General features: G+C 49.2%; 16 protein-coding genes and 5 tRNA genes. All 21 read right to left on the minus strand.

The annotated features are described in order from the left end of the window. A partial coding sequence (locus QZZ54_RS17610) for a GTP-binding protein (RefSeq protein ID WP_290705171.1) occupies window positions 1–114 on the minus strand: 114 nt, incomplete at its 3' end. Between the two features lie 30 nt (window positions 115–144). After that, window positions 145–2,235 (minus strand): elongation factor G, encoded by a 2,091-nt coding sequence (fusA, locus tag QZZ54_RS17615; protein WP_290705070.1) that lies wholly within the window; start codon window positions 2,233–2,235, stop codon window positions 145–147. A 30-nt stretch (window positions 2,236–2,265) separates the two neighbouring features. Then, a complete protein-coding gene (gene rpsG, locus QZZ54_RS17620) occupies window positions 2,266–2,736 on the minus strand; it encodes a 30S ribosomal protein S7 (RefSeq protein WP_019623360.1) in 471 nt (156 codons plus the stop codon). Window positions 2,737–2,878: 142 nt separating this feature from the next. After that, window positions 2,879–3,253, minus strand: a complete 375-nt coding sequence (gene rpsL / locus QZZ54_RS17625) for a 30S ribosomal protein S12 (RefSeq protein WP_290705076.1) — start codon at window positions 3,251–3,253, stop codon at window positions 2,879–2,881. A 126-nt stretch (window positions 3,254–3,379) separates the two neighbouring features. Further along, on the minus strand, window positions 3,380–7,600 hold the full coding sequence (rpoC, locus tag QZZ54_RS17630; RefSeq protein ID WP_290705079.1) for a DNA-directed RNA polymerase subunit beta': 4,221 nt from the start codon (window positions 7,598–7,600) through the stop codon (window positions 3,380–3,382). A gap of 73 nt (window positions 7,601–7,673) precedes the next feature. After that, a complete protein-coding gene (gene rpoB, locus QZZ54_RS17635) occupies window positions 7,674–11,774 on the minus strand; it encodes a DNA-directed RNA polymerase subunit beta (RefSeq protein WP_290705082.1) in 4,101 nt (1,366 codons plus the stop codon). Between the two features lie 173 nt (window positions 11,775–11,947). Next, the gene (gene rplL, locus QZZ54_RS17640; RefSeq protein ID WP_290705085.1) at window positions 11,948–12,319 is read right to left on the minus strand and encodes a 50S ribosomal protein L7/L12; all 372 of its coding nucleotides are present in this window, start codon (window positions 12,317–12,319) and stop codon (window positions 11,948–11,950) included. 62 nt (window positions 12,320–12,381) lie between these two features. Beyond that, window positions 12,382–12,879 (minus strand): 50S ribosomal protein L10, encoded by a 498-nt coding sequence (rplJ, locus tag QZZ54_RS17645; RefSeq protein WP_290705088.1) that lies wholly within the window; start codon window positions 12,877–12,879, stop codon window positions 12,382–12,384. 215 nt (window positions 12,880–13,094) lie between these two features. Continuing rightward, window positions 13,095–13,790, minus strand: a complete 696-nt coding sequence (gene rplA / locus QZZ54_RS17650; RefSeq protein ID WP_290705091.1) for a 50S ribosomal protein L1 — start codon at window positions 13,788–13,790, stop codon at window positions 13,095–13,097. Next, window positions 13,790–14,224, minus strand: coding sequence for a 50S ribosomal protein L11 (gene rplK, locus QZZ54_RS17655; RefSeq protein WP_290705093.1), 435 nt, complete (start codon window positions 14,222–14,224; stop codon window positions 13,790–13,792). The genes rplA and rplK overlap by 1 nt, the downstream gene beginning before the upstream one ends. 105 nt (window positions 14,225–14,329) lie before the next feature. Next, complete coding sequence (gene nusG / locus QZZ54_RS17660; RefSeq protein WP_290705096.1) at window positions 14,330–14,863, minus strand: transcription termination/antitermination protein NusG; 534 nt, start codon at window positions 14,861–14,863, stop codon at window positions 14,330–14,332. Between the two features lie 12 nt (window positions 14,864–14,875). Further along, a complete protein-coding gene (gene secE, locus QZZ54_RS17665) occupies window positions 14,876–15,244 on the minus strand; it encodes a preprotein translocase subunit SecE (RefSeq protein ID WP_290705099.1) in 369 nt (122 codons plus the stop codon). Window positions 15,245–15,305: 61 nt separating this feature from the next. Continuing rightward, window positions 15,306–15,381 (minus strand) — tRNA-Trp (locus QZZ54_RS17670). A gap of 74 nt (window positions 15,382–15,455) precedes the next feature. Then, window positions 15,456–16,679 (minus strand): elongation factor Tu, encoded by a 1,224-nt coding sequence (tuf, locus tag QZZ54_RS17675; RefSeq protein WP_290705102.1) that lies wholly within the window; start codon window positions 16,677–16,679, stop codon window positions 15,456–15,458. A 98-nt stretch (window positions 16,680–16,777) separates the two neighbouring features. Then, window positions 16,778–16,852 (minus strand) — tRNA-Thr (locus tag QZZ54_RS17680). 9 nt (window positions 16,853–16,861) lie between these two features. Continuing rightward, a tRNA-Gly gene (locus QZZ54_RS17685) sits at window positions 16,862–16,935 on the minus strand. Between the two features lie 11 nt (window positions 16,936–16,946). Then, window positions 16,947–17,030, minus strand: a tRNA-Tyr gene (locus tag QZZ54_RS17690). A 25-nt stretch (window positions 17,031–17,055) separates the two neighbouring features. Continuing rightward, a tRNA-Thr gene (locus QZZ54_RS17695) sits at window positions 17,056–17,131 on the minus strand. A gap of 24 nt (window positions 17,132–17,155) precedes the next feature. Continuing rightward, the gene (locus QZZ54_RS17700) at window positions 17,156–17,908 is read right to left on the minus strand and encodes a hypothetical protein (RefSeq protein ID WP_290705106.1); all 753 of its coding nucleotides are present in this window, start codon (window positions 17,906–17,908) and stop codon (window positions 17,156–17,158) included. A gap of 1 nt (window position 17,909) precedes the next feature. Next, complete coding sequence (locus QZZ54_RS17705) at window positions 17,910–18,608, minus strand: type III pantothenate kinase (RefSeq protein WP_290705109.1); 699 nt, start codon at window positions 18,606–18,608, stop codon at window positions 17,910–17,912. Continuing rightward, window positions 18,605–19,570, minus strand: a complete 966-nt coding sequence (gene birA / locus QZZ54_RS17710; protein ID WP_290705112.1) for a bifunctional biotin--[acetyl-CoA-carboxylase] ligase/biotin operon repressor BirA — start codon at window positions 19,568–19,570, stop codon at window positions 18,605–18,607. Before birA ends, QZZ54_RS17705 begins: the two co-directional genes overlap by 4 nt. Between the last annotated feature and the right edge of the window lie 5 nt (window positions 19,571–19,575).

Raw genomic sequence — 19,575 nt, forward strand, 5'->3', positions numbered from 1 at the left:
TTCAGCACAAACACGTGTCAGTGCTGCTGTCAGAGTTGTTTTACCGTGGTCAACGTGGCCGATTGTACCAACGTTAACGTGCGGTTTATTACGTTCAAACTGTTCTTTAGCCACGATTAATACCTCATTAATATATTGGGCAAATTATCTTGCATTGATTACTGCTTCAGCGACGTTCTTCGACGCCTCACCATAATCAAGGAATTCCATAGAGTAGGTTGCACGACCTTGAGTAGCAGAACGCAGATCTGTAGCATAGCCAAACATCTCACCCAGCGGTACCTGGGCGTCAATTATTTTACCAGAGCTACTATCTGTCATACCCTGCACCAAACCACGACGACGACTAAGGTCTCCCATAACGTCACCCATGTAGTTTTCGGGCGTAACAACTTCTACCTTCATCACTGGCTCAAGCAAACAGGGATTTGCTTCCTGCGCATACTTCTTAAGCGCCTGAGATGCAGCAATTTTAAACGCCATCTCGTTAGAGTCAACATCATGGAAGGAGCCATCATACAGACGCGCCTTCAGGCCGATAAGCGGATAACCGGCAATTACACCGTTCTTCATCTGCTCCGCGACACCCTTTTCAATCGCAGGGATAAATTCCTTAGGAATAGAACCACCCACGATCTCATTGATGAACTCCAGCCCCTCCTCATCGGAAGGACTAAACTCAATGACGACATGACCATACTGGCCACGACCACCGGACTGACGGATAAACTTATGGTTTGCCACGACAGACTTGCGGATTTTCTCACGATAGGCCACCTGCGGCTTACCGATGTTCGCTGACACGCTAAATTCACGCCTCATACGATCCACCAGAATATCCAGGTGTAATTCGCCCATACCTGAGATGATTGTCTGGCCGGTTTCAGGATCGGTCTCAACCCGGAAAGAAGGATCTTCCTGCGCTAGTTTACCTAGTGCAAGACCCATCTTTTCCTGGTCTGCCTGTGATCTAGGCTCAACCGCTACCGAAATTACCGGCTCAGGAAACTCCATGCGCTCCAAAATGATTCGATCATTAGGACTGCACAGCGTCTCTCCAGTAGTAACGTCTTTCACACCGATCAGAGCTGCGATATCGCCTGCGCGAACCTCTTTAATCTCTTCCCGGTTATTTGCGTGCATCTGCACCATCCGCCCAACGCGATCTTTCTTACCTTTGACAGAGTTAATAATACTGTCACCGGAAGCCAGAACACCGGAGTACACCCGAACAAATGTCAGAGTACCTACGAATGGGTCAGTTGCAATTTTAAACGCCAGAGCTGCAAAAGGGGCACTATCATCGGCTTCACGCGTTGCAACGGTTTCATCATCATCGAGCACACCCTCAATCGCCTTAACTTCAATCGGCGACGGCATATACTCAATAACGGCATCCAAAACCGCCTGAACACCTTTATTCTTAAATGCAGAACCTGCCTGCATCAGAACCAGGTCATTATCAAGGGTACGGCGACGCAAGCCAGCCTTGATATCTTCATTGGACAGATCACCCTCTTCAAGGTACTTATCCATCAACTCGTCAGAAGCTTCAGCAGCCGCCTCTATCATCTGCTCACGCAGATCTTCAGCTTGCCCCTGCAGCTCAGCTGGGATCTCTTCCAGCTCGTAAGTCATCCCCTGATCCGACTCATTCCACATAATGGCTTTCATACGGACCAGATCGACAACACCTTTAAACTCTTCCTCTGCACCGATCGGAAAATTGATCGGCACAGCATGAGCACCCAGACGCTCCTTTAACTGGTCAGCGACCATGAAAAAGTCTGCGCCAGCACGGTCCATCTTATTGACGAACACCATGCGTGGCACTTCATACTTGTTTGCCTGACGCCACACGGTCTCAGTTTGAGGCTGAACACCTGAAGACGCACACAACACCACAACAGCACCATCAAGTACCCGCAGAGAACGTTCAACTTCAATCGTGAAGTCAACGTGCCCCGGTGTATCGATAATGTTGATCCGGTGCTGATCAAACTGCTGGCTCATACCACTCCAGAAACAGGTGGTCGCAGCGGAGGTGATAGTGATACCACGCTCCTGTTCCTGCTCCATCCAATCCATGGTCGCTGCGCCATCATGTACTTCACCGATTTTATGAGACATACCGGTGTAGAACAAAACGCGTTCAGTCGTAGTGGTTTTACCCGCATCAACATGGGCAACGATACCGATATTTCGGTATCTGTTAATCGGTGTTTTACGAGCCAAAACTCAATCCTCGGAACTTCATAAAAAAGCTTAGAAGCGGTAGTGAGCGAATGCTTTGTTCGCTTCAGCCATGCGATGAACGTCTTCACGCTTCTTCACAGCTGCACCACGACCTTCAACTGCATCACCGATTTCACCGGCCAGACGCAGAGCCATGGATTTTTCACCACGCTTACGAGCAGAGTCAACCAACCAACGCATAGCCAGTGCTACACGACGTGATGGACGCACTTCTACAGGCACCTGGTAAGTAGCACCACCTACACGGCGAGATTTAACCTCAACCATAGGCTGGATAGCTTCTAAAGCTTTGTTGAATGCTTCAATTGGATCTTCGTCAGTACGCTGAGCAATTGTGTCTAGCGCGCCGTAAACGATCTTCTCAGCAACAGATTTCTTACCACTGATCATCAAGTGGTTAGTAAATTTTGCCAGTGTAATGTTACCGAACTTAGGATCCGGCAGGATTTCACGTTTTGCCGCAACTCTTCTTCTTGGCATGATAAGCCCCTTAATCTAGGTCTTCAGGTTATTTCAGGAATTGATACCTGACCTTACTCTTATTGCTTGCGGTCTAGCTCTAGTTGTATAGCCGGTTGTTTGCACAACCGTTGCCTGACTTCTGTCGCTGTCCCGTAAACTATTAAGACTTAGGACGCTTGGTACCGTACTTAGAACGACCTTGCTTACGGTCGTTAACGCCACTGGTATCCAGTGCGCCACGTACTGTGTGGTAACGAACACCCGGCAAGTCTTTTACACGACCACCACGGATAAGAACAACAGAGTGCTCCTGTAGGTTATGACCTTCACCACCGATGTAGGAAGTAACCTCAAATCCGTTAGTAAGACGAACACGACATACTTTACGTAATGCTGAGTTCGGTTTCTTAGGGGTTGTAGTATAGACGCGGGTACAAACGCCACGACGTTGAGGACAAGCCTGCAGTGCAGGTACGTCACTCTTGGTCACTTTGCGCTTGCGCGGCTGTCGTACCAACTGGTTAATAGTTGCCATTAAGCAAACTCCACGCTTTATTTAAGCACCAAAAAAACAGGATTTTTTTCACTCCTGTCACGAAAGGGCCGAGATTGTACTCAATCTCGGCCCATCAGGTCAATATTCGACCAGATTTATTCTGAATCAGGCGTCACTCGCCGCTTGATTCAACGCTTCGGTCAGCGCCAATTGAACGTCTTCTGCACTTACAGATACGTTATCATCAACTTTCTGAGCCTTACGCTTACGTTCTTTGTGGTATGCCAAACCGGTACCAGCCGGAATCAGACGTCCCACAACAACGTTTTCTTTCAGACCCCGCAGGTAATCCTTCTTACCACATACTGCACCTTCGGTCAGTACGCGGGTAGTTTCCTGGAAGGAAGCCGCAGAGATGAAGGATTCAGTCGCCAGAGATGCCTTGGTGATACCCAGCAGTACACGATCGTACTTAGCCAGCATCTTACCTTCAGCTTCCAGGCGCTTATTCTCTTCAATTACCTTGTGGTATTCAGCCTGCTCACCATTGATGAACGTACTATCTCCACCGTTGGTGATATCAACTTTACGCAGCATCTGACGACAAATAACTTCGATGTGCTTATCGTTAATGCCAACACCCTGGAGGCGATATACGTCCTGAATTTCAGTGGTGATATATTTCGCCAGCTCAGCAACACCTTTGATGCGCAGAATATCGTGCGAGTTAGACGGGCCATCAGAGATAACCTCACCCTTCTCAACCGTCTCGCCTTCAAATACGTTCAGGTTACGCCACTTAGGAATCATGATCTCAATTGGATCAGCATTCTGAGGAGAGATAACCAGACGCTTCTTACCCTTGGTTTCTTTACCGAAGGTAATCGTACCGGAGATCTCAGCCAGAATAGACGACTCTTTCGGCTTACGCGCTTCAAACAAGTCAGCAACCCGTGGCAGACCACCGGTAATATCCTTGTTTACAGAGCCTTCCTGAGGGATACGAGCCAGTACATCACCAACACCTACCTCAGCACCATTACTTAGGTTCAAAATCGCCTTAGCAGGCAGCAGGTACTGTGCAGGCTGATCTGTTCCTGGGTGGAACAGGTCATCACCTGTAGTAGCGTCAACCAAACGGATTAGAGGACGAATATCCTTGCCCGCGGCAGGACGTACAGCCGCATCCAGAATCTCGATAGTCGACAAACCGGTCAATTCATCAGTCTGTTGCTTAACGGTAACACCGTCGTCAATACCAACAAACTCAATCTTACCCGCAACCTCAGAGATGATTGGGTGTGTATGCGGATCCCAGTTAGCAACGATAGCGCCGGCATCAACATTTGAAGCATCTTTAACCTTGATCACAGAACCGTAAGGCAGCTTATAACGCTCACGCTCACGACCGTGTTCATCGGTTACACCTAACTCACCGGAGCGAGATGTTGTAACCAAAGAGCCATCAGCTTTTTCTACTGCTTTCAGATTGTGCATCCGAATCGTACCGGAGTTTTTAACCTGAACGCTGTCAACAGCTGCTGCCCGCGATGCCGCTCCACCGATGTGGAAGGTACGCATGGTAAGCTGTGTACCTGGCTCACCGATTGACTGTGCTGCGATAACGCCGACCGCTTCACCCGGGTTAACCCGATGTCCACGACCCAGGTCACGACCATAACAACTGGCACAAAGACCGAAAGTAGTTTCGCAGGTAATCGCACTGCGAACCACAATCTCGTCGATAGAGGAGTAACGCTCTTCATCGTCAAGACGTTTAACCCAAGTCTCATCCATCAGAGTGCCCGCTTCAAGCAGCACTTCTTTACCGGTTGGATCCATTACGTCTTTAGCAACAGTACGACCCAGAACACGATAACCCAGACCGACAACTACGTCGCCACCCTCGATCAACGGCTGCATGATCATACCCGCTTCGGTACCACAATCTTCTTCTGTGATGACCAGATCTTGCGCAACATCAACCAGACGACGAGTCAGGTAACCTGAGTTCGCAGTCTTCAAAGCGGTATCTGCAAGACCTTTACGAGCACCGTGAGTAGAGATGAAGTACTGAAGTACGTTCAGACCTTCACGGAAGTTCGCGGTGATAGGCGTTTCGATGATCGAGCCATCTGGCTTAGCCATCAGACCACGCATACCCGCCAACTGACGAATCTGTGCCGCACTACCTCGGGCACCGGAGTCAGCCATCATATAAACTGAGTTGAAGGAATCCTGAACGACGGTATTACCATCGCGATCCAGAACTTCCTCGCGCTTCAGGTTATCCATCATCTTCTTAGCCAGGATTTCATTGGCACGGGACCAGATGTCGATAACCTTGTTGTATTTCTCGCCCTGAGTAACCAGACCGTCTGCAAACTGCATCTCGATCTCTTTCACTTCAGTATCAGCTGCAGTGATGATCTCAACTTTCTCATCAGGAATAACGAAATCGTTTACACCGATAGAGGAGCCAGAAACAGTTGCCTGACGGAAGCCCATGTACATGACTTGGTCAGCAAAGATAACCGTATCTTTCAGGCCGACAATACGATATGCCGTGTTAATCAGACGGGAGATCGCTTTCTTTGTCATCGACAGGTTTACCAACTCAAACGGCAAACCAGTAGGCACGATATCAAACAGCATGGCACGACCAACAGTTGTTTCCTGAATGGTAATGCGATTCTCTTCGTTGCCCTCGATATCACGGATAGTTTCGTTAATACGAACCTTAACAATAGCCTGCAGATCAACCTGCTTGGCACCGTAGGCGCGCTGAACTTCCTTAATATCAGCAAAGACAGTGCCTTCACCTAGAGCGTTGATGCGTGAACGAGTCATCCAGTACAGACCCAATACTACGTCCTGCGAAGGTACGATGATTGGCTCGCCGTTCGCTGGCGACAGTACGTTGTTGGTTGACATCATCAGCGCGCGAGCTTCCAGCTGCGCTTCAATTGTCAGCGGTACGTGTACCGCCATCTGGTCACCGTCAAAGTCGGCGTTATAGGCAGCACACACTAGTGGGTGCAGCTGAATCGCTTTACCTTCAATCAGTACCGGCTCAAATGCCTGGATACCGAGACGGTGAAGTGTTGGCGCCCGGTTAAGCATGATCGGATGCTCACGGATAACTTCATCCAGAATATCCCAAACCAGTGCTTCTTCGCGCTCAACCATCTTCTTAGCAGCTTTGATCGTCGTCGCGTGACCACGCAACTCAAGCTTAGAGAAGATAAATGGCTTGAATAGCTCAAGTGCCATCTTCTTAGGCAGACCACACTGATGCAGACGCAGGTATGGACCAACCACGATTACAGAACGACCAGAGTAGTCTACTCGCTTACCCAACAGGTTCTGACGGAAACGACCCTGCTTACCCTTGATCATATCTGCCAAGGATTTCAGAGGCCGCTTGTTAGAGCCAGTGATAGCACGACCACGACGACCGTTATCCAGCAGCGCATCGACAGATTCTTGCAACATACGCTTTTCGTTACGTACGATGATATCCGGTGCACTCAGGTCCAGCAGTCGCTTCAGTCGGTTATTACGGTTGATTACACGACGGTACAGATCGTTTAGATCCGAAGTCGCGAAACGACCGCCATCCAGCGGTACCAGAGGACGCAGATCTGGCGGCAGAACCGGCAGAACTTGTAGAATCATCCACTCTGGCTTATTGCCTGAAGTATGGAAACCTTCCAGCAACTTCAGACGCTTAGACAGCTTCTTGATCTTAGTTTCAGAATTAGTCGCAGGCAGCTCTTCGCGCATCACTTCGATCTCTTCTACAAGATCGATTGACTTCAGCAGTTCTTGAACAGCTTCAGCACCCATACGGGCATCGAAGTCATCACCAAACTCTTCAAGCGCTTCAAAATACTGCTCATCGTTCATCAGCTGACCGCGCTCAAGCGTAGTCATACCAGGATCGATAACAACAAAAGATTCGAAGTACAGGACCCGCTCAATATCACGCAGAGTCATATCCAGCATCAGACCGATACGGGATGGCAGTGACTTCAGGAACCAGATATGGGCAACTGGAGATGCCAGTTCGATGTGACCCATGCGCTCACGACGAACTTTAGCCAGTGCAACTTCAACGCCACACTTCTCACAGATAACGCCACGGTGCTTCAGACGCTTGTACTTACCACAAAGACACTCGTAATCCTTTACAGGACCGAAGATCTTAGCGCAGAACAAACCATCACGTTCCGGCTTAAAGGTACGGTAGTTGATGGTTTCTGGTTTTTTAACTTCACCAAAAGACCAAGATCGAATCATCTCAGGTGATGCCAGACCGATACGGATCGAGTCAAACTCGTCGTTCTGTCCCTGGGATTTCAACAGATTAAGTAAATCTTTCATTTCATTCAGCTCCTCGGGGGAGTTGACTGCACAGCGGTTAAATCAGCTGCGCAGTAAACTATCTGTTAAAGGGTTAGTCGGATTCAAGCTCGATGTCGATACCCAACGAACGAATCTCTTTCACCAACACGTTGAACGATTCTGGCATGCCCGGCTCCATTCTGTGATCGCCATCCACGATGTTTTTATACATCTTGGTACGGCCATTCACGTCATCGGACTTAACAGTCAGCATCTCCTGCAGGGTGTAGGCAGCACCATATGCTTCAAGTGCCCATACCTCCATCTCACCGAATCGCTGTCCACCGAACTGCGCCTTACCACCCAGCGGCTGCTGAGTAACCAGACTGTAAGAACCGGTAGAACGTGCGTGCATCTTGTCGTCAACCAAGTGGTTCAACTTCAGCATGTACATGTAACCAACGGTTACAGGACGAGTGAACTGATCACCGCTTCGACCATCAAACAGCGTGAACTGACCGGTGTCACTTAGGTCCGCCATGCGTAGCAGCTCTTTAACTTCTGCTTCTTTCGCACCGTCAAATACAGCCGTTGCCAGTGGAACACCACCTTTCAGGTTTTTCGCCAGCTCTAGCACTTCATCATCAGAGAAAGTACTAATGTCTTCGTGACGACCAGACTTGTAACCACCCAGCTCGCTGTTATAAACACGATCCAGGAACTCACGCAGCTCTTTAACTGTCTCCAGACGATCACGCTCAACCTGAAGCATCTTATTGATCTTCACGCCCAGGCCTTTAGCTGCCATACCCATGTGGGTTTCCAGCACCTGACCTACGTTCATCCGCGACGGTACACCCAGTGGGTTCAGTACGATATCAACCGGCTCACCGTTCTCATCGTACGGCATATCTTCAACCGGCATGATAACCGAAATAACACCCTTGTTACCGTGACGTCCTGCCATCTTGTCACCTGGCTGTACGCGACGCTTAGTAGCCACGTAAACCTTAACAATTTTCAGTACGCCAGGCGCGAGGTCATCACCGGTCTGCAGCTTGTTCTTCTTATCTTCAAACTTAGCATCCAGCTCAACGCGGCGCTCTTCCAGCTGCTCTTGAGCTTTCTCCAGCATCTCCTGAACTGCTTCATCAGAAACACGGATCTTAAACCACTCAGATCGCTGCAACTCAGCCAGAGCTTCAGAAGTAATCTCTTCACCCTTCTTGAAGTTTGCACCACCTTCAGCTTTCAGACCACAAAGCGCACGACCAAGACGTTCAAACGTAGCCTGATCAACAATCCGTAGCTCTTCGTTCAAATCCTTGCGAATGCGCTTCAGTTCAGATTCTTCAATCGAAACTGCTCGCTCATCCTTAGGCACACCATCACGGGTGAACACCTGTACGTCGATAACCTTGCCGATGGTACCGGTCTTAACACGTAGAGAAGTATCCTTAACATCGGACGCTTTCTCACCGAAGATAGCTCGTAGTAGCTTCTCTTCTGGCGTCAGCTGAGTTTCACCTTTAGGTGTAACCTTACCAACCAGAATATCACCCGGGCCTACTTCAGCACCGATGTGAACAATACCGGCTTCATCCAGCTTGCCCAGTGCAGATTCACCAACGTTTGGAATATCCGAGGTAATCTCTTCTGAACCCAGCTTAGTATCACGCGCCACACAGGTTAGTTCCTGAATATGGATAGTGGTAAAACGATCTTCCTGAACAACACGCTCAGAGATCAGGATGGAATCCTCAAAGTTGTAACCATTCCAAGGCATGAATGCGATGCGCATATTCTGCCCCAGCGCCAGCTCACCTAAGTCAACGGACGGGCCGTCAGCCATAATATCACCGCGCTGAACCTGCTCGCCTTGGCGAACGATAGAGCGCTGGTTAATACAAGTGTTCTGGTTAGAACGGGTGTACTTAGTCAGGTTGTAGATATCTACACCCGCTTCACCCGCTTGAGTCTCTTCATCATTAACACGAACAACGATACGCGCCGCATCAACAGCTTCGATAACACCACCACGGGTTGCAGTAACACAAACCCCGGAGTCACGAGCAACATAACGCTCCATACCGGTACCAACCAGCGGCTTATCAGCACGCAATGTTGGAACAGCCTGACGCTGCATGTTTGATCCCATCAATGCCCGGTTAGCATCATCGTGCTCCAGGAATGGAATCAGTGCAGCAGCAACGGATACTACCTGACGTGGAGATACATCCATGTAGGTAACTTTTTCCGGCGGCATTACGGTAAATTCATTCTGGTGACGAACCGCTACCAAGCCATCGGTAAGGGTGTTGTTATCATCCATTCCGGCAGAAGCCTGGGCGATAACATGACGACCCTCTTCGATCGCTGACAGGTATTCAATCTCATCAGTCACTACGCCATCAGCTACTTTACGGTACGGACTTTCCAAAAAGCCGTAGTCGTTAGTGCGGGCATAAGTTGCCAGAGAGTTGATCAAACCGATGTTTGGTCCTTCAGGCGTCTCGATAGGACATACACGACCATAGTGAGTCGGGTGTACGTCACGAACCTCAAAACCAGCACGCTCACGAGTCAGACCACCTGGCCCAAGCGCAGATACACGACGCTTGTGGGTAACTTCTGACAGCGGGTTGTTCTGATCCATAAACTGAGACAGCTGGGAAGATCCGAAGAACTCCTTAACCGCAGCAGCAACCGGCTTAGCATTGATTAGATCCTGAGGCATCAGGTTATCAGATTCAGCCATACTCAGACGTTCGCGAACAGCACGCTCTACACGTACCAGACCAACACGGAACTGGTTCTCAGCCATCTCACCAACAGAACGAATACGTCGGTTACCCAGGTGATCGATATCATCGACAACACCTTTACCGTTACGTATATCGATCAGGGTTTTCATGACCGCCAGAATGTCGTCTTTATCCAGAATACCTGAGCCAGTCTCTTCAGCACGAGCCAGACGACGATTGAACTTCATCCGACCAACAGCTGACAGATCATAACGCTCTTCACTGAAGAACAGATTCTCAAACAGGTTTTCCGCTGACTCTTTGGTTGGCGGCTCACCAGGACGCATCATGCGGTAGATCTCTACCAATGCTTCCAAGCGACTACGAGTAGTGTCATTACGCAGCGTATCTGAGATGAATGGACCACAGTCCAGTTCATTGGTGTACAGCGTTTCCAGCTCAGTAACGCCAGCAGTACGCATCTGCTCCAGCAACTCTTCAGTGATCTCACTGTTGCCTTCACAAAGTATTTCACCGGTAGTCGGATCGACGATATCTTTCGCGATCACATTAGTCAGCAGATACTCAACAGGAACATCCAGCTGCTGTAGTTTCTCTTTCTCAAGCTGACGAATATGGCGAGGCGTAATACGACGGCCAGATTCAACAACAACGTTACCACTACCATCTTTAATATCGAAAGTTGCAGTTTCACCACGTAGTCGTGATGGCACCAGTGTCATCAGCACTTTATCAGCGGTCAGATTCCACGAAGTGTTATCAAAGAAGGTATCGAGGATCTCTTCAGTGGTATAGCCCAGCGCGCGCAGCAGAATAGTTGCTGGCAGCTTACGACGACGGTCGATACGAACAAACAGGCTATCTTTAGGATCAAACTCGAAGTCCAACCATGAACCACGGTAAGGAATGACACGGGCAGAATACAACAACTTACCCGAAGAGTGAGTCTTGCCCTTATCATGGTCGAAGAATACACCTGGCGAACGATGCAGCTGAGATACGATTACTCGCTCAGTACCGTTAACAACGAAAGTACCGTTGTCGGTCATCAGCGGCATTTCGCCCATGTAAACTTCTTGTTCTTTAATATCTTTGATCGCCTTATTAGACGAATCACGATCATAGATTACTAGGCGTACTTTTACGCGTAGCGGAGCAGCATATGTAATACCGCGCATCTGACATTCTTTAACGTCAAAAACAGGCTCGCCCAGACGGTAACCTACATATTCCAATGCAGCGTTTCCGGAATAGGAAACAATCGGAAATACGGAACTGAAAGCCGCATGCAGTCCGACATCTTTGCGCTCTGCAGAGTCAGCATCCTGTTGCAGGAATTTCAAATATGAATCCAACTGGATTGCCAACAGATATGGAACATCCATCGCTTCCGGCAGCTTTCCGAAGTCTTTACGGATGCGTTTCTTTTCAGTATATGAGTAAGCCATCTAAGTTCCCCAGCATCTGCACCTGAAAAATTCAACCAAACCGAAGGAATTTCTCGATTTGTGAACCGTTATTATTTACTGATACTAAATAACGGAAAAAGGCCGGTGGCATTTTGCCACCAGCCGTATATGTATCAGCTACTTAAATAGTCTGATACAAAGCATAACGCTGTTTACTTAACTTCAACAGTTGCGCCAGCTTCTTCCAGAGCAGCTTTAAGCTCTGCTGCTTCATCTTTGCTAACGCCTTCTTTAACAGCAGTAGGAGCGCCATCAACCATGCCTTTAGCTTCTTTCAAGCCAAGACCAGTTGCTGCACGTACAGCTTTGATTACGTTAACTTTCTTATCGCCAATAGAAGCCAGGATAACGTCGAATTCAGTCTGCTCTTCAGCAGCTGCACCAGCATCACCAGCACCGCCAGCAACAGCAACAGCTGCAGCAGAAACGCCAAACTTCTCTTCCATTGCTTCAACAAGCGCTACAACGTCTACTACAGACATTTCAGCAATTGCATTCAAGATATCTTCTTTAGATACGGACATGATTTAATTCCTAAATATATGAGCCTGAGGCTCTTAACTCGTTTCTTAAGCCGCTAAAAAAATTAAGCTGCTTCTTGTTCTTCTTTCTGATCGCGAATGGCCGCAATAGTGCGAACCAGCTTGCCTGCAGCTGCTTCTTTCATGCAGCACATCAGCTTGCCGATTGCTTCGTCGTAAGTTGGCAGAGATGCCAGCATTGCAACGTCAACAACCTTTCCTTCGAAAGCAGCGGTCTTCAGCTCTAGCTTGTCATTTCCCTTTGCGAAATCTTTAAGAATTCGCGCACCGGCACCTGGGTGGTCGGTAGAAAATGCAATCAGAGTTGGACCTACGAATGATTCAGTAATACATTCGTAATCAGAGCCTTCTACTGCGCGGCGTGCAAGCGTGTTACGTACGACTTTAAGCCATACGCCAGCTTCACGTGCCTGCTTACGCAGGGTAGTCATGTCCTCAACGGCAACGCCGCGAGAATCTGCAACTACAGCAGAGAGAGCGCTCTTAGCAGCTTCCTGGACTTCAGCAACAATCGCTTTTTTATCTTCGAGTCCTAATGCCACAATTTACTCCTGGGTTTAGTCTTTTCGACTGTTTACCAATGACTTCAGCATCTATCACTGAAGCGCCGAGTACGGTGGTTAAATTGATCCTGTTAAGGGGATCACACCGTCTGCGCAGGCTGATTAATTAAGAGTCCGGCTTCGCCATTCTCGCCTGCGGTCTTTGACGACCTCTACAGCATGCTGCAGAGACCCTCAATTTTTCTGACAATCGATTAAGCAGTTAAAGAGCTTTGATCGATTACCAGGCCTGGCCCCATAGTGGTGGTCAGGGTAACTTTCTTCATGAACACGCCTTTAGCAGAAGCAGGCTTAAGCTTCTTCAGCTCGCCAACCAGCGCTTCCAGGTTTGCCTTGATAGCGTCAGCTTCGAAGCCAACTTTACCAATGCCTGCATGGATAATACCGTTCTTGTCAGTACGGAAACGCACTTGACCGGCCTTAGCATTGTTTACCGCAGTAACAACGTCAGGTGTAACAGTACCAACCTTAGGGTTTGGCATCAGACCACGAGGACCCAGAACCTGTCCTAACTGGCCAACAACGCGCATCGCATCAGGAGTCGCGATAACAACGTCAAAGTTCAGATCGCCGCCCTTGATTTGTTCAGCCAGATCTTCGAAACCAACAACATCTGCGCCAGCAGCTTTTGCTTTCTCAGCGTTCTCGCCCTGAGCAAAAACAGCTACACGAACATCTTTACCAGTACCACTTGGCAGCACACTTGAACCACGAACGTTCTGATCAGATTTACGCGGGTCAATACCCAGGTTAACCGCAACATCCATAGACTCTTTGAAATCTACAGTGGAGATCTCGTTCAGCAGCGCAACGGCTTCTTCGATGGTGTACTGCTTGCCAATTTCAACTTTTTCAGCAATCGCCTTTTGGCGCTTAGACAACTTAGCCATTACTCAACTCCCTCAGCAATAATACCCATGCTACGTGCGCTACCAGCGATGGTGCGTACAGCAGCATCCATATCAGCAGCAGTCAGGTCAGCCATTTTAGTAGTAGCGATATCTTCCAACTGAGCGCGGGTAACAGTACCTACCTTCTCAGTATTCGGACGGCCAGAACCACTCTTCAGACCAGCAGCCTTCTTCAGCAGAATAGAAGCCGGAGGCGTCTTAGTAATGAAAGTGAAGCTGCGATCTGCATAAACAGTGATCACAACTGGAGTTGGCATGCCAGCTTCCAGGCTCTGTGTAGCAGCGTTGAACGCCTTACAGAATTCCATGATGTTTACACCATGCTGACCCAATGCTGGACCAACTGGTGGACTTGGATTCGCCTGACCGGCAGCAACCTGTAGCTTAATATAAGCTTCGATCTTCTTAGCCATGTGTTACTCCTAATGGGTAGTAGCGCCTTTCGGCTCCCCAGTTTCAAAGACGGAAAAACCCCAGCTCTCAATTAAGAGCCGAGGTCAGTTCCGGTATATCAGTTATCAGGCCTTTTCGACCTGACCAAATTCCAATTCGACCGGAGTCGAACGCCCAAAGATCAACACTGCAACATGCAGCCTGTTCTTCTCGTAATTAACTTCTTCAACGACACCGTTGAAGTCAGCAAACGGACCATCTACAACCCGAACCATTTCGCCTGGCTCGAACAGAGTCTTAGGACGCGGCTGATCAACGCCACTTTCGACTCGTTGCAGAATAGCTTCTGCTTCTTTCTGAGTAATAGGCGCAGGTTTATTAGCAGTACCACCAATGAAACCCATGACACGTGGCGTATCTTTAACCAAGTGCCAAGTCTCGTCATTCATTTCCATCTGGACCAAAACATAGCCAGGATAGAACTTACGCTCAGACTTACGCTTCTTACCTTCGCGAATCTCTACAACTTCTTCAGTAGGAACTAAGATATCACCAAAGTCGTCCTGCATATTACGCAGCTCAACTCGTTCCTGTAGAGTATTCATCACACGCTTCTCGTAACCGGAGTACGCATGTACAACATACCATCGCATAGCCATGCCTCTTTCCTCTTATCCGATTACGCCGGAGACACCCCAACTCAAAAGCGAGTCAAGACCCCATAAAAGTAAACCAACAATCAGCACTACCACTGTAACAATCAATGTAGTCTGCGTTGTTTCCTGTCGCGTTGGCCAAACAACCTTACGTATCTCAGCCTTCGCTTCTTTAAACAGGGTAAAAAAAGCCGCCCCTTTTGCTGTCTGCAGGGCAATAAAGCCAGCGACACCAGCAATAACCAGCAGCGCAATTACCCGATACAACAGAGACTCTTCTGAATAAACAGAATTACCCACTACTCCAGCAGCAACTAGCGCCACCACTACAACCCATTTCAGGCCGTCTAGCTTTGATCCTTCGGAAGACACTTTAGAATTCACGATGGGCCTCGGTTATCGATAATTTGGTATAACTTTGTTAGATGCCAACTCCGATTAGAGTTGGCAGGCCAGGAGGGACTCGAACCCCCAACCTGCGGTTTTGGAGACCGCTGCTCTGCCAATTGAGCCACTGGCCTAGTGCTAACTAGGGACGCATATATTACACACGTCCCCATCAGGTAGCAACAATTAAGTTGCTATAAATCAACGATTACTCGATGATTTTAGACACAACGCCTGCACCAACTGTACGTCCGCCTTCACGGATCGCAAAGCGCAGACCTTCTTCCATCGCGATTGGGTTGATCAGGGTAACATCCATCTTGATGTTATCGCCTGGCATTACCATCTCAACGCCTTCTGGAAGCTCACAAGCACCGGTGATATCAGTTGTACGGAAGTAGAACTGTGGACGGTAGCCCTTGAAGAATGGAGTGTGACGACCACCCTCATCTTTGGACAGTACGTATACTTCACCTTCAAAACGCGTATGAGGAGTGATAGAACCTGGCTTAGCCAGTACCTGACCACGCTCAACGTCATCACGCTTAGTACCACGTAGCAGCGCACCAACGTTCTCGCCTGCACGACCTTCGTCAAGCAGCTTACGGAACATCTCAACACCAGTACAGGTAGTCGTCGTTGTATCTTTAACACCAACGATTTCGATCTCTTCGCCAGTTCTAACGATACCACGCTCGATACGACCCGTTACTACGGTACCACGACCGGAGATAGAGAATACGTCCTCGATAGGCATCAGGAATGGCTGATCGATTGCACGCTCAGGCTGAGGAATATAAGAATCCAGTGCTTCTACCAGCTTCTTAACAGCAGTTGTACCTAGCTCGTTCTCATCCTGGCCGTTCAATGCCATCAGGGCAGAACCAGCGATGATTGGAGTGTCGTCACCTGGGAATTCGTATTGATCAAGCAGCTCACGCAGCTCCATTTCAACCAGTTCCAGCATCTCTTCGTATTCTTCAGAGTCAACGCCGCCGCAATCTTCAGCCAGCAGGTCAGCTTTGTTCAGGAATACAACGATGTACGGTACACCAACCTGACGAGACAGTAGGATGTGCTCACGAGTCTGTGGCATAGGGCCATCAGTCGCGCCACATACCAGAATAGCACCATCCATCTGAGCAGCACCGGTGATCATGTTCTTAACATAATCGGCGTGTCCTGGGCAGTCTACGTGTGCGTAGTGACGCTCAACAGAATCATACTCAACGTGAGAAGTTGCGATTGTGATACCACGCTCACGCTCTTCTGGTGCGTTGTCGATACCATCGAATGCTACCGCAGTACCACCGAAAACTTCAGCACAAACACGTGTCAGTGCTGCTGTCAGAGTTGTTTTACCGTGGTCAACGTGGCCGATTGTACCAACGTTAACGTGCGGTTTATTACGTTCAAATTGTTCTTTAGCCATTGCCATTTACCTTGCAAAAAAAGTAAGTGTGGTTAACCACGTTGCCACATACAACAAAGGGCAGACATATCGCTATATCTACCCTCGTAATACATAAATGGAGCTCATGGGCGGATTTGAACCGCCGACCTCACCCTTACCAAGGGTGTGCTCTACCCCTGAGCCACATGAGCACATCAAACTGGAGCGGGTAGCGGGAATCGAACCCGCATCATCAGCTTGGAAGGCTGAGGTTCTACCATTGTACCATACCCGCATAACAGTAATTGGTGGTGGGGGGTGGATTCGAACCACCGAAGCTCGCGCGTCAGATTTACAGTCTGATCCCTTTGGCCACTCGGGAACCCCACCCTACCAATACTTCGCCACTAAAAAATGGTGCCGGCACCAAGAGTCGAACTCGGGACCTACTGATTACAAGTCAGTTGCTCTACCAACTGAGCTATACCGGCATCAGTCGCGAAGTGGCGCATATATTAATCACGCGCCCCCACGCTTGCAACCCCTTTACATAGTTTTTTTTCAATTTTTATTTCTGAACTTAAAAATCCATCTAGATCATTGATTTTATTGTTGTTTTTTACTGAAGCATCCGACTCTACCCAGAGCTCAAACTGACTATCCTGACTTACCACCTGATATAGAACCGGCTCAAACAGTCCGATCAGCGCATCATAGGCCTGATTCATCGCCCTGTGACTACCATAGCGACCGATAATATAGACTGTTTTGCTGTTAACCCGAGCCTCTTCAACAGACAATTCCAGCGCGGCAAGGTTATCCATCATTGCCTGCTGGCCTGCTGCCGACTCTGGCCGGTCTAGTGCCAGTTCGTACGCTAACACTCTCTCCACCTCAACCGGCAGCACAAAAGAAGTAACTCCCAGCCGCTTCAATCGCTCTAGCAGCTCATGAGCAACGGCTACGTCAGTAAAACCACTCAGCACTTGGCACCAGGATTCAAGCGACTCAGTTGCAATCTCTTTCGGTGCATTTCCCCCTATGGCATTTTGATCAACCGATGACGCTGCTGCAGGCGCATTAACCACAGAGGACTGCTGTGTTTTTGCTGAACGCGGAAGGAGTAGAGTCCGCTCAACTTCATCTAGCAAACGGATATGGGTGATATTGGCTGGCAACACCTCTACAGCCCCCGGTGTCGACTCGCGCATCTGCCAACCAAAATAGAGCGCATTCACAAGCAACAGTAAGATAAAGATCCAGCGCATCTTAGCCTCCGATCGCCAAAGGCAAGCCATCCATCACCAGATCCGGGCACCATATAGCACCATCCGCCAACGAACAGAATAACGCCCCGTCACCGCCGGTAACATAAACAGGCTGCCCCTTCGATTCACGCATTACCTTTTCCGCAAGCGCTTCCAGTAACAAGTTGATACCGTGCTGAACCGCTTCTGATGTATTGACTCCCGGTGTTGAGTTAAACCCCTTAATCGAGTGATCAACGATTATCTCTGCGGTATTTGATAGCAAATTATGACTAATCAGCTGAATCCCCGGGATGATATACCCCCCCAGGTGTCGCCCATTACCATCGAGCTGCTCTACTGTAATCGCACTACCACAATCAACCACCCAGCACGCAGCCTTCGTTCGATCCCAGGCACTCAACATCGCCAGCCAGCGATCCACGCCCATGCGAGAAGGGTCTGTGTAGCTATTTGTCACACCCGACGCTATTGCAGAAGTTCTGGCGAACTCAGCCTCCAACTGCCACCGCTGCTGAACAAAGGCCTGCAAAGCCTCACTTACCTGCTCACCCGCAACCGATGCAACCCTTACACGATCAATAGCCTCAGGCCAATCAACCTTATGTAAGTCATTATGTGAAATTCGGCCACGTAGAGCCGTCCCTGCAAGTCGCCACTTAACAAAGGTATTTCCCGCATCCAGGTCTAGTATTCTCATGCCAGACGCACACTCACTTCACCGCCATGAAAAGCCTGTAGCTCACCATCCGTCTCTAATAACAGCGCCCCGGCCTGATCAACACCACGACAGACGCCCTGTTCCCTGCGATTACCCACATGCAGATTAACCTGCTGATCCAGGTGCGCATTCGCCCCCTGCCATTCCTCTTTAAACGGAGCGAAGCCTTCACTGGAAAACTGTTCCAGCATTGGCACTAGCTGATTCATTAGTTCCGCTAACAACTTGTTACGCGAAGGAGCAATACCCAGCACTTGCTGCAGATCGGTCCAGGGCTGCTCAATATCCTCTGCCGCTGCTTCAGGCATCCGCACATTGATCCCCACTCCAATAACAACAAAGCACTCGCCAGCCGCATCGCCGCTCATCTCAAGCAACACACCCGCCAGCTTTTTGCCCCGCCATAAAAGATCATTGGGCCACTTTACCTGAACATCATCAACGCCCAGCTGTTTCAACCCCCGAATCAGAGCGATACCCACCGCCAGACTCAAACCTTCCAACGCCGCGGCACCATTATTAAACTGCCAGGTCAGAGAGAAGTAGAGGTTACTGGCAAATGGACTAGCCCAGCTCCGCCCCCGCCGCCCACGGCCTGCAGTCTGCTGTTCTGCAAGATAGAGAGAGCCATGGCCATCACGGTAAACCGCTTCCATTGCCATCGCATTAGTTGAAGGAATCACCAAATTCAAAGCGATATGTTTCAGCTCGTCGCGAACCGCAGGGTCCAGCGCTTCGTCAATGAGCAGCCTATCCAACAGATCCAGCCCACCGGGTATACGATAACCACGCCCTTTGACGCTATACACCTCTATACCCGACTCTTCGATAAGCTTTATCTGTTTCCAGATCGCACTGCGGCTAACACCCAGGGCCTTCCCAAGCGCCTGCCCCGAGTGAAACTTTCCGTCAGCAAGAATAGACAACACCGGCTCAATCATAACTT

Origin of the sequence: Amphritea sp., assembly GCF_016744155.1 — a bacterium.
Lineage (GTDB): Bacteria > Pseudomonadota > Gammaproteobacteria > Pseudomonadales > Balneatricaceae > Amphritea.

What these genes read in the sequence shown, in the direction of transcription:
- rpoB (WP_290705082.1), bottom strand. Translation starts at nt 11,774, where the DNA reads ATGGCTTACTCATATACTGAAAAGAAACGCATCCGTAAAGACTTCGGA.
- rplK (WP_290705093.1), bottom strand. Translation starts at nt 14,224, where the DNA reads ATGGCTAAGAAGATCGAAGCTTATATTAAGCTACAGGTTGCTGCCGGT.
- QZZ54_RS17705 (WP_290705109.1), bottom strand. Translation starts at nt 18,608, where the DNA reads ATGAGAATACTAGACCTGGATGCGGGAAATACCTTTGTTAAGTGGCGA.
- tuf (WP_290705102.1), bottom strand. Translation starts at nt 16,679, where the DNA reads ATGGCTAAAGAACAATTTGAACGTAATAAACCGCACGTTAACGTTGGT.
- nusG (WP_290705096.1), bottom strand. Translation starts at nt 14,863, where the DNA reads ATGGCTATGCGATGGTATGTTGTACATGCGTACTCCGGTTACGAGAAG.
- birA (WP_290705112.1), bottom strand. Translation starts at nt 19,570, where the DNA reads ATGATTGAGCCGGTGTTGTCTATTCTTGCTGACGGAAAGTTTCACTCG.
- rpoC (WP_290705079.1), bottom strand. Translation starts at nt 7,600, where the DNA reads ATGAAAGATTTACTTAATCTGTTGAAATCCCAGGGACAGAACGACGAG.
- rpsG (WP_019623360.1), bottom strand. Translation starts at nt 2,736, where the DNA reads ATGCCAAGAAGAAGAGTTGCGGCAAAACGTGAAATCCTGCCGGATCCT.
- QZZ54_RS17700 (WP_290705106.1), bottom strand. Translation starts at nt 17,908, where the DNA reads ATGCGCTGGATCTTTATCTTACTGTTGCTTGTGAATGCGCTCTATTTT.
- rpsL (WP_290705076.1), bottom strand. Translation starts at nt 3,253, where the DNA reads ATGGCAACTATTAACCAGTTGGTACGACAGCCGCGCAAGCGCAAAGTG.
- rplL (WP_290705085.1), bottom strand. Translation starts at nt 12,319, where the DNA reads ATGTCCGTATCTAAAGAAGATATCTTGAATGCAATTGCTGAAATGTCT.
- rplA (WP_290705091.1), bottom strand. Translation starts at nt 13,790, where the DNA reads ATGGCTAAGTTGTCTAAGCGCCAAAAGGCGATTGCTGAAAAAGTTGAA.